The 14,527-nt window shown below is 30.3% G+C and carries 13 protein-coding genes; all 13 read left to right on the top strand.

The features are described 5' to 3' along the window. Positions 1 to 6: 6 nt before the first annotated feature. The 13 genes from murD (at position 7) to coaBC (ending at position 14,502) form a co-directional block, all read left to right on the top strand. A complete protein-coding gene (gene murD, locus JOD41_RS06540; RefSeq protein ID WP_205052117.1) occupies positions 7 to 1,326 on the top strand; it encodes a UDP-N-acetylmuramoyl-L-alanine--D-glutamate ligase in 1,320 nt (439 codons plus the stop codon). After that, entirely contained in the window at positions 1,327 to 2,439 is a 1,113-nt protein-coding gene (locus JOD41_RS06535; RefSeq protein WP_205052116.1) for an FtsW/RodA/SpoVE family cell cycle protein, read from the top strand. It abuts the gene before it with no gap. After that, positions 2,436 to 3,515, top strand: coding sequence for an undecaprenyldiphospho-muramoylpentapeptide beta-N-acetylglucosaminyltransferase (gene murG / locus JOD41_RS06530; RefSeq protein WP_205052115.1), 1,080 nt, complete (start codon positions 2,436 to 2,438; stop codon positions 3,513 to 3,515). Before JOD41_RS06535 ends, murG begins: the two co-directional genes overlap by 4 nt. A 4-nt stretch (positions 3,516 to 3,519) precedes the next feature. Next, on the top strand, positions 3,520 to 4,377 hold the full coding sequence (locus JOD41_RS06525; RefSeq protein WP_205052114.1) for a cell division protein FtsQ/DivIB: 858 nt from the start codon (positions 3,520 to 3,522) through the stop codon (positions 4,375 to 4,377). Positions 4,378 to 4,489: 112 nt separating this feature from the next. Further along, positions 4,490 to 5,581: a cell division protein FtsZ gene (gene ftsZ, locus JOD41_RS06520; RefSeq protein ID WP_205052113.1), complete on the top strand. Its 1,092-nt coding sequence runs from the start codon at positions 4,490 to 4,492 to the stop codon at positions 5,579 to 5,581. Between the two features lie 219 nt (positions 5,582 to 5,800). Continuing rightward, entirely contained in the window at positions 5,801 to 6,259 is a 459-nt protein-coding gene (gene nrdR, locus JOD41_RS06515; RefSeq protein ID WP_205052112.1) for a transcriptional regulator NrdR, read from the top strand. Between the two features lies 1 nt (position 6,260). Then, a complete protein-coding gene (locus JOD41_RS06510) occupies positions 6,261 to 7,562 on the top strand; it encodes a replication-associated recombination protein A (RefSeq protein WP_205052111.1) in 1,302 nt (433 codons plus the stop codon). Positions 7,563 to 7,633: 71 nt separating this feature from the next. Next, positions 7,634 to 9,022 carry an asparagine--tRNA ligase gene (asnS, locus tag JOD41_RS06505; protein ID WP_239541109.1) on the top strand — a complete coding sequence of 463 codons (1,389 nt, stop codon included), beginning with the start codon at positions 7,634 to 7,636 and terminating at the stop codon, positions 9,020 to 9,022. A gap of 8 nt (positions 9,023 to 9,030) precedes the next feature. After that, positions 9,031 to 11,442, top strand: coding sequence for a leucine--tRNA ligase (gene leuS / locus JOD41_RS06500; protein WP_205052110.1), 2,412 nt, complete (start codon positions 9,031 to 9,033; stop codon positions 11,440 to 11,442). Between the two features lie 47 nt (positions 11,443 to 11,489). Beyond that, positions 11,490 to 12,365: a YicC/YloC family endoribonuclease gene (locus tag JOD41_RS06495; RefSeq protein ID WP_156700087.1), complete on the top strand. Its 876-nt coding sequence runs from the start codon at positions 11,490 to 11,492 to the stop codon at positions 12,363 to 12,365. A gap of 22 nt (positions 12,366 to 12,387) precedes the next feature. Beyond that, positions 12,388 to 13,008: a guanylate kinase gene (gene gmk, locus JOD41_RS06490; protein ID WP_205052109.1), complete on the top strand. Its 621-nt coding sequence runs from the start codon at positions 12,388 to 12,390 to the stop codon at positions 13,006 to 13,008. Next, positions 13,005 to 13,307, top strand: a complete 303-nt coding sequence (rpoZ, locus tag JOD41_RS06485; protein WP_205052108.1) for a DNA-directed RNA polymerase subunit omega — start codon at positions 13,005 to 13,007, stop codon at positions 13,305 to 13,307. The genes gmk and rpoZ overlap by 4 nt, the downstream gene beginning before the upstream one ends. Position 13,308: 1 nt before the next feature. Beyond that, a complete protein-coding gene (gene coaBC / locus JOD41_RS06480) occupies positions 13,309 to 14,502 on the top strand; it encodes a bifunctional phosphopantothenoylcysteine decarboxylase/phosphopantothenate--cysteine ligase CoaBC (RefSeq protein WP_205052107.1) in 1,194 nt (397 codons plus the stop codon). Positions 14,503 to 14,527: the final 25 nt, after the last annotated feature.

Below are 14,527 nucleotides of genomic sequence, written 5' to 3'. Positions count from 1 at the left end.
ATATACATGTTAGAAAACAAAAATATCTTAATAATGGGTTTTGGAGTAACGGGTAAGTCAAGCTTGAAATTTTTAAGGGAATTTCCAGTAAAAATTTATATTTATGACAAAAAAATTGATCTTCAAAGTTTAAAAGTAGATGAAGATTTTATTATTTTCAAAGATGAAGATTTAGACAAAATTGACTTAATTGTAAAAAGCCCTGGAATTTATCCTTTCGACGATCTTCTAGTAAAGGCAAGAGAAAAAAATATTGAAATAATTTCTGATATTGAGCTTAGCTACAGATATTTAAAAACAGATAATGTTGTTGCGGTAACAGGCACAAATGGAAAAACAACAACAACTACAATTGTTGGCGATATTTTAAAAAGAAAGGCAAAGACCTTTGTAGTTGGAAATATTGGCAGGGGAATTTTAGAAATTACTAAAGAAGCAAAAAAAGATGATTTTGTTGTAATAGAAGCATCATCCTTTCAATTAGAGGATACAATAAAATTTAAACCACATATTGCACTTTTAACTTATGTAACAAGTGATCACTTAGATTGGCATAAAACTACGGAAAATTACGTAAATGCCAAGTTTAAAATTTTTGCAAATCAAGATGAAGATGATTTTGCAATTTTAAATTATGAAGACAGAAATCTTGCAAAAAAACACAACATTAAGGCTCAAAAGTATTATTTTTCTATGGAAAAGATTTCTGAAAGGGGATCTTATTTTGAAGATGGAAAAATTTATTATAATGACGGCAAAAGTACTGAAGAGATTTTGGATGTAAAAGATTTAAAAATTCCTGGAGTTCACAATATAAAAAATGTAATGGCTGCTATTATAATAGCCAAACTTTTTGGAATTGATTCTAATACTATAAAAAGAAGCATTAGCTCTTTTACTGGAGTTGAACATAGAATTGAATTTGTTAGAGAACTTAATGGTGTAAAATATTATAATGACTCAAAGGGAACAAATCCTGACTCAACAGAAGTTGCAATAGCAGCAATGGATGGAGATGTAATATTAATTGCAGGTGGTTATGATAAAAATTCAAACTTTGATAATTTAATTGAAAAATCAAAGGATAAATTAAAAACTGTAATTTTATTAGGTGAAACTGCTGACAAAATTTCTAATTCTTGCAAAAAATCAGATGTAGAATTTTACATTGTAAAAGATTTAAACAAGGCAGTGGAGCTGGCAAAAAAATTAGCTGTTAAAGGAGAAGATGTACTTCTTTCTCCAGCCTGTGCTTCTTGGGATATGTATAGTAATTATGAAGCAAGAGGAAGACATTTTAAAGATTTAGTTAGAGAGTTGGTATAAATGAAATTAAAAAGGGATATTAAAGATGTAGATTTAGTGCTTTTAATTACCATGATACTTTTAATAGTAATTGGTTTAATAGCAGTAACCTCAGCATCTTTTCCCACTGCAAAAAAATACAATTTGAATAGTTTTCATTATCTAATTAGGCAGGGAGTATTTTTAATTTTAGGAATAATTGCCTTTATTTTTATAATGAGAGTGCCAAGGTCTGTAATTTATAAAAATATTACTTGGCTATTTCCCTTTAGTGTAGTATTAATTCTCTTATTATGGACTCCACTCGGTTCATCTACAAAGGGGCAAGCAAGATGGCTTGACTTTAGAGTAATACCTATAAAATTTCAACCATCAGATCTTTTAAAATTAACATCAATACTATACTTATCAAAATATCTTTCAAGAAATATTTACTCACTAAGAGAAGCTAAAACTTTTTTAATTGCAGTTGCTATAATGGGTATATCTGTTGTTCCCATAATGATAAAGGACTTTTCTACTGCTGTTGTTATAGGTGTCGCATTATTTGCAATACTTCTTGCAGCTGGAATTGACAAAAAGCAATTTTTATTTTTAGTGGTAATGGGTATTATCTTCATATGGTTAATTCTAAAAGATCCAGAGAATGAGTTTAGAATTAAGAGAATTTTAGGTTTTGTATCTGATTCTACTAATTATCAATCATCAAGTTTATATCAAGCTAGGCAGTCTCTTTATGCCTTTGCCCTTGGAGGATATTCTGGCGTTGGACTTTTTAGATCTCGTCAAAAATATACAAATCTTCCAGAAGCTTACACAGATTTTATTTTCTCTGTAATAGCAGAAGAATTTGGATTTATTGGAACTTTAATAATTATTTTACTTTTTATAATTTATATTTATAGAGGTTTTATGATTGCTTTTAAGGCTACAAATTATTTTGATAAATTTACAGCAATTGGTATGACAACTTATGTTGGTATTCAGGCATTTTTTAACATGGGTGTATGTGCAAAATTACTTCCTGTTACGGGAATCACACTGCCCTTTATATCCTATGGTGGAACTGCACTAGTAATGGCAATTGCATCTACAGCAATCTTACTGAAAATTTCGAAAGAAGGCACTATATGAAATATATTTTATCTGGTGGCGGAACTGGAGGACACATTTATCCAGCTTTAGCCATTGGAGAAGAAATAAAAAAACAAGATAAAGAAGCAAAAATTTTATATGTAGGCAAAAAAAACTCACTAGAGGAAGAACTAGCAAAAAAATATAATTTTGATTTTCAAGGTATAGATATTTCTGGACTTCCTAGAAAAAAATTAAATAAAGACACAGTTATAACTTTCTATAATTTGATGAAAGGTTTGAGACAGTGCACAAAGATTTTAAATGAATTTAAGCCAGATATTGTAATTGGAACTGGTGGATATGTTTGTGCTCCAATTGTTTTTAAGGCACAACAAAAAAATATCAAGACAGCAATCCAAGAACAAAATGCTTATCCAGGAAAGACTAACAAAATTTTGGCAAAAAAAGCAGACTATGTCTTTATAAACTTTATGGAAGCCAAAAAATATTTAAGCAATGAAAATATTATTTTTACAGGAAATCCAATTAGAGACGTTTTTTCACATCTTGATAGAAAAAAATCAAGAGAAGAATTAAAAATAAAGGATAATGAAAAATTTGTATTTTCCTTTGGAGGTAGTGGTGGACAAGAGTCTACTAACGATGCAATTCTAGAGATTCTAAACAAAAAGGAAAAATTACCTTTTAAATTAACACATGTAACTGGTAGAGAACACTATGACTATTTTATGGAAAAACTAAAAGAAGTTCCAGAAAATGTAGAAATATTAGACTACACACACAGAGTCTATGATTATCTTTCCAGTGCAGACCTTGTAATTGCATCATCATCTGCCATGACCTTGGCAGAAATTTCTGCTATTGGAATAGCATCAGTTCTAATTCCAAAGGCTTATACAGCTGGAAATCATCAGTATTATAATGCCATGAGTTACAGTAATATGGGTGCCAGTGCAGTAATTGAAGAAAAAGATTTAAATGGAGAATCTCTACTTAGAGAAATAAATAAAATATTAGAGAATGAAGAAGAAAGAAAGCTTATGGCAGATAACTCCAAAAAGTTAGCAAGTCCAGAAGCTGTTTCTAAAATAGTTGATATAATTTTAAAGTGATTTTATGAAAAAATTGGAAAAGAAAAAAAGAAAACTGAATAAGAAAAGGAAATATTTTAGAATCTTTACTAGGTTTTTTATATTTTTTTCCTTAATTTTTTTGATAATTTTTGCTCTAAAAAATTCTAATTTATTTAACATTAAAAATGTAACAATTGAAGGGAATAAAAATATAAGCAGAGCTACAATAAAAAAAGTTTCTGATTTAAAGATAGGGAATAAATATTTTCTTATTTCAAAAAGGGAAAGACTAAAAAGAATTAAGTCTCTTCCTTACATAAAAGAAGCGAAGATTTCTCACAGCATCTTAGGTAATGTAAAAGTTAATGTAACTGAAAGAACTCCATATTATCAAATGTATTCGAATGGATACCTTTTAATAGATGAAGAATTTAGAATTTTACAAAATTCCAAGAAAAAATATGATAACTTAGTTAATTTAACTGGATTTAATGTTGATAATCTTAAAGCTGGAAATTATATCTTATCTAATGCAGAAGACCAAGAAAAAAGAGACCTTCTTATTGAATTAAAAAAAGATGATTATTCTCTTCATGGAAATATTAGAGAAATTGAACTTATGGATTCAATAGCCACCTTTACAACAGTTGATGGAATAAAAGTTGAATTTGGATCTTATAGCAATTCTTCTTACAAATTAAAAATGTTATCTCTTATTTTAGATGACATAAAAAAGACAAATAAAAATGCTGTAATTATTCAAATGGAAAAAGGGGAAAGCCCAATTCTTATAACAGATGGTGAAAAAGAGGATAGTGACAGGAGCAGTAAGGAAAAAAACAAAGAATATAATAAAGAAAACAATGAAAAAAGTTATATAGAAAAGGAAAAAACTGATTAGGAGTAAATAAAAGTTAGCAAATGACCTTTATATATTGACTATTTAAGAGTATTTCTATAAAATAATAGTAATGAATATAAAAACAATTATATAGTATACGAGGAGGATGTTTATGTTGGAATTCGATATGGACCAAGACGAATTTGCCAAAATTAAAGTTGTTGGCGTTGGTGGCGGCGGAAATAATGCTGTTAATAGAATGATTGATGCAGGTGTAAAGGGTGTAGAATTTTTAGTTTTCAATACTGATAAACAAGCACTTAAAAATTCACTTGCTGAAAATAAGATTCAACTTGGTGAAAAAATCACTAAAGGTCTTGGAGCAGGTGCAAATCCTGAAGTAGGAGAACAAGCAGCAGAAGAATCAATTGATGAAATCAGAGAAGCTCTTGAAGGTGCTGACATGGTATTTATCACAGCTGGAATGGGCGGAGGTACTGGTACTGGTGCAGCTCCTGTTATTGCTGATGTTGCAAAAGAATTAGGTCTACTTACAGTAGGTGTTGTTACTAAACCATTTACTTTTGAAGGTAGAAAAAGAGCAAAATCTGCTGAATTAGGAATAAATGCTCTAAAAGGAAAAGTTGATACATTAGTTATAATTCCAAATGACAGACTTCTAAGTATTGCAGATAAAAAGACAAGTTTCTCTCAAGCTTTTGAAATGGCTGACGATATATTAAAACAAGGTATTCAAGGTATCTCAGATTTAATATCTGTTCCAAACTTAATTAACCTTGACTTTGCAGATGTTAAAACAATTATGTATGATAAGGGTGTTGCTCACATGGGTATCGGTCGTGCGTCTGGCGATGACAGAGCTACTGAAGCAGCTAAGCTTGCAATTAATTCTCCTCTACTAGAAACTTCTATTGAAGGAGCAAAATCTGTTCTATTAAACATTACAGCAGGATCAGACCTTGGTATATTTGAAGTTAATGAAGCAGCTGATTTAATTAGAGATTGTGTATCTGAAGATGCAAATATTATCTTCGGTGCAGGAATTGACGAATCACTTAAAGATGAAGTTAAAATCACTGTTATTGCTACAGAATTTGACCAATATAAAGACGAAAAGAAAGATAAAAAGGAAAACAAAACTGAACTTACAGGTAAAAATCCCATTGCATCACTTGAAGAAAATGATGAAGAAGATAATGGAGAACTTAAAATCCCTTCTTTCTTGAGAATTAATAGAAAATAATTAAAAGAAATTGGCAACTTAATTGTTGCTAATTTTTTTTTGCTTAAAATTAATTAAAAAAAATATTTTTAAAATTCTAAAAATAAATTTATATATAAAAATTTTAAAGCTAATAAAATAGATTTTTGTTTTATAAAGTCATTAATTGATTATTAAAAATTTAAGTGATATCATAAATCTAAATAGTCCTAGAGACTCTACTTAAATGAGGTGAAGACAATGAAATGTCCTTTTTGTGGATATGATGATTCAAAAGTTTTAGATACAAGACCTACAGATGAAGGTTATACAATTAGAAGAAGACGTGAATGTTTAAAATGTCAAAAAAGATTTACAACTTATGAAAAGATTGAAAAATCTCCAGTAATGGTTATTAAAAAAGACGGGAATCGACAAGCTTTTGACCGCGACAAAATAGTTAGAGGAATGATAAAGTCTTGTGAAAAGAGACCAGTTTCTGCTGATGAAATAGAAGAAGCAGTAAATAATATTGAAAAGAAAATTGAAAACTCAATGAGAAGAGAAATTACATCTCTTGAAATAGGAGATATGGTAATGGAAGAATTAAAGGATTTAGATGAAGTTTCTTATGTAAGATTTGCATCAGTTTATAGAGAATTTAAGGACCTTCAATCTTTTGTTGATGAGCTTGAAAATTTTGTAAAAAAGAAGAATTAAAATGGATTTATTTGAACTTAGCATGGAAAAAAATTTAATGAAGTCATCTCCACTTGCCGACAGGATGAGACCTAGAAATTTAAATGAATTTGCAGGTCAAGATCATGTAATTGGAGATGGAAAATACCTTTCAAGGTTAATTAAAAGTGACAGACTGGGTTCAATATTATTTTATGGACCTCCAGGAGTTGGCAAGACAACTTTGGCAGAAATAATTGCAAAGACAACAAACAAAAATTTTATTAAACTTTCTGCTGTAACTTCAAATTTAAAAGAACTGCGTGAAGTTTTGAAAAAAGCTGAAGATTCTATGAAGTTTCACAATATTTCTACAATAGTTTTTATTGATGAAATCCACAGATTTAATAAAAGTCAACAAGATGCACTTTTGCCCTTTGTGGAAAGAGGCGTAATAACTTTAATAGGAGCCACAACTGAAAATCCATATTTTGAAGTTAATAGAGCCCTTTTATCTAGGATGCAAATTATAAATTTACTTCCGCTTAAAGATTTAGATCTTTATAAAATGCTTGATATGGCATTAAAGGATAGGGAAAGAGGCTTTGGAAGTAAAAATATTGAAATTACAGACCTTGCAAAAAATATACTCATAAAAAATTCCAATGGTGATGGAAGATATTTATTAAATAGTTTAGAAATTGCTATTTTATCAACTGATGAAGTTGATGGGAAAATTTTTGTAGATGAGAATGTAATAAAAAATTCTCTTTTAATAAAAAATGTAAATTATGATAAGAATAATAATGAGCATTATGATACAATTTCTGCTTTTATAAAATCTATGAGAGGGGCTGACCCTGATGCAGCACTAATTTATCTTGCAAAGATGCTTGAAGGTGGAGAAGATATAAAATTTATTGCAAGAAGACTTATAATTTTTGCATCAGAAGATGTGGGAAATGCAAATCCACAGGCTATGATAATGGCTTCAGCTTGTTTTAACAGCATTAATACTGTTGGAATGCCTGAGGCTAGAATTATTTTGGCACAAATGGTAACTTATCTCGCTTCTTCAGAAAAATCCAATGCATCTTATCTTGGAATAAATAAAGCTCTGGAAGATGTAAAAAATGAAAACAATATAAATATTCCAAAAATTATAAGAGATAAAAACAATCCCCAAAATGAAACTAAAGAAAAATATTTAAATCCTCATAATTATGATAGTTCTTATGTAGAGCAAAAGTATATGCCAGATAATTTTATTGGCAATAAATATTATGAGCCTAAAAATATTGGTTATGAAATAAATATAAGGAATTATCTTGACTCTTTAAAGTGAGTTAAATTGACAAATGTGGGATTTAATTATATACTTAAACATTATGTAAGGAATACAAATTAGGAGGAATTATGTCAATTAGCATTAGAGATATTTTTAAAAATCCAGAAGATTTTTTAGATAAAGAAATAGTATTAAGTGGTTGGATAAAGACAAGTAGAGCTTCAAAGAATTTTGGTTTTATCGAACTTACAGATGGAACAGTTTTTAAACCAATTCAAGTAGTTTATGGAAAAGAACTTGATAATTTTGATGAAGTTGAAAAGTATCCAATTTCTTCTTCTTTAGAAGTTACAGGAAAAATTGTTAAATCTCCAGGTAAGAATCAATCTTTTGAACTTCAAGCAAATAAAATCCTTGCTATTTGTTCATCTGATCCATCTTATCCACTTCAAAAGAAGAGACATACAATGGAATATTTGAGGACAATTGCTCATCTGCGTCCTAGAGCAAACACATTTAATGCTGTTTTTAGAGTAAGATCACTAATTGCTTATGCGATTCACAAATTCTTCCAAGAAAAGGGATTTGTATATGTTCACGCTCCAATAATTACTACATCAGATGCTGAAGGTGCAGGAGAAATGTTCCAAGTAACAACTCTTGATATAGATAAGATTGCAAAGTCAGAGCCAACAGAAGTTGATTACTCAAAAGATTTCTTTAACAAGAAAACTCATTTAACTGTATCAGGTCAACTTGAAGCTGAAGCCTTTGCAGAAGCTTTCAAAAATATTTACACTTTTGGACCTACATTTAGAGCAGAAAATTCAAATACACAAAGACACGCTGCAGAATTTTGGATGATTGAACCTGAAATGGCCTTTGCAGATTTAAATGTAAATATGGACGTTTCAGAAGAAATGTTAAAATACATTATTTCCTATGTTCTTGAAAATGCTCCACAAGAAATGGAATTTTTCAACAACTTTATAGATAAGGGTCTTTTAGAAAGACTACAAAATGTTGTTGATAATGAATTTGCAAGAATAACTTATACAGAAGCTATTGAAATCTTAGAAAAAGCAGATAGAGAATTTAATTATCCAGTTAGCTGGGGAATTGACCTGCAAACTGAACATGAAAGATATATCACAGAAGAAGTTTATAAAAAACCAGTTTTTGTAACAGACTATCCAAAGGAAATCAAAGCTTTTTACATGTATGAAAATGAAGATAAAAAAACTGTTGCAGCAATGGATCTTTTAGTACCAGGTGTTGGGGAAATAATTGGTGGAAGCCAAAGGGAACACAGACTTGAAGTTCTTGAAGATAAAATGAAAAAAATTGGTATGAATATGGATACTTACGATTGGTATCTTGATTTAAGAAGATATGGTTCAGTTGTTCACTCTGGTTATGGCTTAGGATTTGAAAGAGCGGTAATGTATATAACTGGAATGAAAAATATTAGAGATGTAATACCATTTCCAAGAACAGTAGGAAATGCTGAATTTTAGGAGTTAATATGAATAAATATACACCAAGTGAAATAGAAAAAAAGTGGCAAGACTTTTGGGATGAACATCAATCCTTTGTCTGTGAAAATAATTCGGAAAAAGAAAAATTTTACGGACTTGTTGAATTTCCTTATCCATCTGGACAAGGACTTCATGTAGGACATCCAAGACCTTATACAGCTCTTGATATTGTTTCAAGAATGAAAAGAATGCAAGGTTATAATGTGCTTTTTCCAATGGGATGGGATGCCTTTGGTCTTCCAACAGAAAATTATGCAATAAAAAATAAAATTCATCCTGCTATAGTTACAAAAAATAATATTGCACATTTTAAAGAACAGCTAAAATCTATTGGATTTTCTTTTGACTGGTCAAGAGAAATTAATACAACAGATCCAGAATATTATAAATGGACACAATGGATTTTCCTTCAACTTTATAAGCATGGACTTGCTTACAAAAAAGAAATGCCAATAAACTGGTGCCCTTCTTGTAAAGTAGGACTTTCCAACGAAGAAGTTGTTGGTGGAAAATGTGAAAGATGTGGCGAAGAAGTTGTAAGACGTGTTAAAAGTCAATGGATGCTAAAAATTACTGAATATGCAGATAGACTTATTAATGACCTTGACGATTTAGACTTTATAGATAGAGTTGTCACTCAACAAAAAAATTGGATTGGAAGAAGTGAAGGGGCAAGTATAAACTTTTCCTTAAAAGATTTTGATGAAAAACTTGAAGTTTTTACTACTAGACCTGATACAATTTATGGTGCAACTTATATGGTAATTGCGCCAGAACATCCTTTAATAGAAAAACACGCAGATAAAATAGAAAATTTAGATGAAATAAATGCCTACAAAGAAGAATGTGCTAAGAAAAGTGAGTTTGAAAGAACTGAACTTGAAAAAGACAAAACTGGTGTGGAAATAAAGGGAATTAAAGCAATAAATCCTCTTACAAATAAAGAAATACCAATTTGGATTTCAGATTATGTTCTTATGACTTACGGAACTGGTGCAATTATGGCAGTTCCTGCTCATGATGATCGTGATTATGCCTTTGCAAAGAAATTCGGATTAAAAATTATCCCAGTAATCGAAGGTTCAGATGTAAGTGAAGAGGCAAACACAGAAACTGCTAGTGGAAAAATGATTAACTCTGGTATTTTAAATGGCTTAGAAGTAAAAGATGCTATTGCTAAGATGATAGATTACCTAGAGGAAAATAATCTTGGCGATAGAAAAATAAATTATAAGCTTAGAGACTGGGTTTTCTCAAGACAAAGATATTGGGGAGAACCAATTCCAATAGTTCACTGCGAAAAATGTGGTTATGTTGCTCTTCCAGAAGAAGAACTTCCACTTCTACTTCCAGAAGTTGAAAATTATGAACCAACTGATTCAGGTGAATCACCACTTGCAAAGATGACTGATTGGGTTAACACAAGATGTCCAAAATGTGGTGGACCTGCAAAAAGGGAAACTGATACTATGCCACAATGGGCTGGTTCATCTTGGTATTTCTTGAGATACACAGATCCACATAATGATAAAGAACTTGCAAGTAAAGAGGCTCTTGATTATTGGATGCCAGTAGACTGGTATAATGGTGGAATGGAACATACTACACTTCACTTATTATATTCAAGATTTTGGCACAAATTCCTCTATGACATTGGAGCAGTTCCAACTAAAGAACCTTATCAAAAGAGAACATCTCATGGTATGATTCTTGGTGGTAACAACGAAAAAATGTCAAAATCAAGAGGAAATGTTGTAAATCCAGATGACATTGTAAGAGAATATGGTGCCGATACACTTAGATGTTATGAAATGTTTATTGGTGATTTTGAAAAGCCAGTTCCATGGTCAGAAAATGGTGTAAAGGGCTGTAGAAGATTTTTGGAAAGAGTTTGGAATTTACAAGATATAGTTGTTGATGGCGATAAGTATACAGAAGATTTAGCTTCTGAAATTCACAAGACTATTAAAAAAGTTACTGAAGATTATGCTAATTTAAAAGCAAATACTGCCATTGCACAACTTATGACACTTTCAAATAATTTTAATTCTAAAGGTAAAATTACTAAAGAAGATTTTAGAACTTTCTTAATTTTATTAAATCCAGTTGCTCCTCACATAACTGAAGAATTGTGGGAAGTTTGCAATTTAGGTGGCATTCTTTCAGAACAAGTTTGGCCTAAATATGATGAAAAAATGACTATAGACGATGAAATTGAAATTCCAGTTCAATTTAATGGAAAAGTTAGATATACAATAAAAATTGAAAGAGATGCATCACAAGATAAAGTCTTTGAAGTTGCAGAAAATGATGAACTTTTTGCGAAAAACATTGAAGGAAAGAAAATTGTTAAGAAAATTTATATTCCAAATAAGATTGTAAATATTGTTGTAAAATAAAATGAAAAGCACTACACAGTGCTTTTCATTCTTTATGAGGAGTTTTTATGAATAGCATGACTGGCTACGGCCTTTTTGAAAAGAGAAGCGAGGATTTTTATATAAAGGTGGAAATGAAATCAGTAAACAATAGATACCTTGACATAAATGTTAGGATGCCAAATTCTATTATGTATGCTGAAGAATCTGTAAAGTCTTTTATAAAAAGCAAAATCAAAAGAGGAAAAGTAGATGTATTTATAAATTTTGAATATTTAGATTCTAGTGATGTAAAAATTGATGTTGACTATGAGCTTTTAAATAAGTATATTAGTATAAGTAAAGATTTACAGGAAAAATTTGGAGTTATAGATGACCTTTCCTTTTCAAAATTAATGGACGATTCAAATATTTTTAAAGCTCAGAAACAAGAATTTGATGGAGACTTTATAAAAGATGAACTTCTAAAGGTAGTTGAAATGGCATCAAAAGATTTTATAGAAGCAAGAAGCATTGAAGGCGAAAAAATTAAAGAGGACTTTCTAGTTAAACTAGAAGAAATAAGAAATTTAACTGCATTTATTGAAAAGAGAGCTCCAATTTCTCTTAAAGAAAATGAGAAAAGACTTAGGGATAGAGTTTCTGAATATTTAGACTCAAAGGAAATAGATGAAGATAGAATTTTGACTGAAATTGCAATTATGCTAGATAGACTTTCCATTGACGAAGAAATTACTAGATTAAAAATACATATAGATAATTTTAATGATATAATAAAGTCAAAGGGAGCCATAGGCAGGAAATTAGATTTTCTTATTCAGGAAATCAATAGAGAATCTAATACAATTGGTTCAAAATCAAATGACATCGAAATTACAAGTAAGGTTGTAATGCTTAAATCTGAAATTGAAAAATTGCGTGAACAAGCGCAAAATGTTGAATAGTTATTATTAGGATGGTGATGATTTGGACGGCGGATTTTTATTAGTTTTATCAGGTCCTTCTGGTTCTGGAAAGGGAACTGTAAGTGAAGCTCTCATGAAAAACAATGACGATATAATTTTTTCTACCTCTGTGACTACAAGAACACCAAGACCAGGTGAAGTTAATGGCGAGAATTACTTTTTTGCCACAAGAGAAGAGTTTGAAGAAATGGTAGAAAATGATGAGCTCTTAGAACATGCCTTTGTTCATACGAACTATTATGGAACCCCAAAAAAGTTTGTATTTGATGAAATTGAAAAGGGTGAGATTGTTCTTCTTGAAATTGATGTTCAAGGGGCTTTACAGGTAAAAAAGAAATATAAGGAAGCAGTTTTTATATTCTTAATTCCTCCAACTATGGACGAGCTTAAATCACGTCTTGTTAAGAGAGACACAGAAACGGAAGATGAAATAGAAACAAGGTATAGAAATGCCTTTAAGGAACTTGACTTTGTTGGCGAATATGATTATTTTGTTATTAATGATGTAATAGATAATGCCGTTAAGGATATTGAAACTATTATAGCAGCAGAAAAATTAAGGGTAAAAAGGCACAAGGATATAAAAAAAGAAGTTCAAGCAGAAGAGGAGAGAAATAAATGATAATACCATCTTTTAAAGAATTAAAAGAAGTGGCAGATTCTAGATATGAACTTGCAATTTTAGTTTCAAAAAGAGCAAGAAAATTAATTGACGGAAACCCACCACTTATTGATACAGATAGTGAAAAACCAGTAACAATTGCAATTGAAGAAATAATGGCTGGAAAAATTAAATTTGGCGATAAATTATCTGACTCTCAATATGAAAAGAAAATTGCAGAGGAAAAAGAAGAGTTAATTGAAAAAATTAAACAAGAAAAAATAAAAGAATTAAATTCAGAAGATCTAGAAGAGGAATAAAATGTTAAAAGGAAAAAAAATCCTTCTAGGTGTAACAGGTGGAATAGCAGCCTATAAATCTCCGGGAATTTGCAGTTTGCTTAGAAAATTAGGAGCTGAAGTTAAGGTTGTAATGACAAAAAATGCAACTGAATTCGTTAGACCTCTAACTTTTCAAACTATGTCAAATAACGTAGTCCACACAGAAATGTTTAATCAATTACTAAACATGGATGTGGAGCACATTTCATTAGCTAAATGGGCAGATATAATAGTTATAGCACCAGCATCTGCTAATTTAATTGGCAAATTTGCAAATGGCATAGCTGATGATATGCTAACTACAGTTTTAATGGCATCAAGGTCAAAAGTTATGCTTGCACCTGGCATGAATACTGTTATGTTAAATTCTGAAGCCAATCAAAAAAATATGGAAACTCTAAGAAAAAGAGGAATAATTATTTTAGATACTAAAGAAGATTTATTGGCTTGTAACGATTATGGTAGCGGAAAAATGTTAGAGCCAAGTGAAATTGTTGACGAGATAGATAGGGCTCTAATGGAAAAGGACTTAGAAGGTAAACATGTAGTTATAACTGCTGGTCCTACTGTTGAACCTCTTGATCCAGTTAGATTTATTTCAAATTATTCTTCAGGAAAAATGGGATATGCCTTGGCAGATAATGCAAAAAAAAGAGGGGCTAAGGTCACTCTTATTTCCGGTCCAACAAAAATTGATATTCCAAAAGTTGATAACTTTGTTAGGGTAAAAACTACAAGGGATATGTTTGATGCTGTAGGAAAATATTTTGATGACTGTGATGTTTTAATAAAAGCTGCAGCACCAAGTGATTATAGACCTAAATCTTACAGTGAAGAAAAGATTAAAAAGGGCAATGACAGTCAAATGAATTTAATTGAAATGGAAAAAAATCCAGACATAGCTGCTCATTATGGAAGTTTGAAAAAAAATCAAGTCATTGTAGGATTTGCTGCTGAGTCAACAAATATTTATGAATATGCCAAAGAAAAACTTGTAAAAAAGAATTTTGACATGATTGTTGTAAATAATATTAAGAAAAAGGGAGCAGGTTTTGGGACTGACACCAATATAGTTTCTATTATTAGCAAAAATAATACTGATGATTTAGAAATTATGAGTAAATCAGAACTTGCAAAGGAAATTTTAGATAGAGTAAAAAAACTTATGAGCTAGAGAAATCTAGCTCTTTTGTAGGTGA

The sequence above is a fragment of the Peptoniphilus gorbachii genome (genome assembly GCF_016908115.1).
GTDB classification, from domain to species: domain Bacteria; phylum Bacillota; class Clostridia; order Tissierellales; family Peptoniphilaceae; genus Peptoniphilus_A; species Peptoniphilus_A gorbachii.
This window is presented reverse-complemented; position numbering and strand designations above follow the sequence as displayed.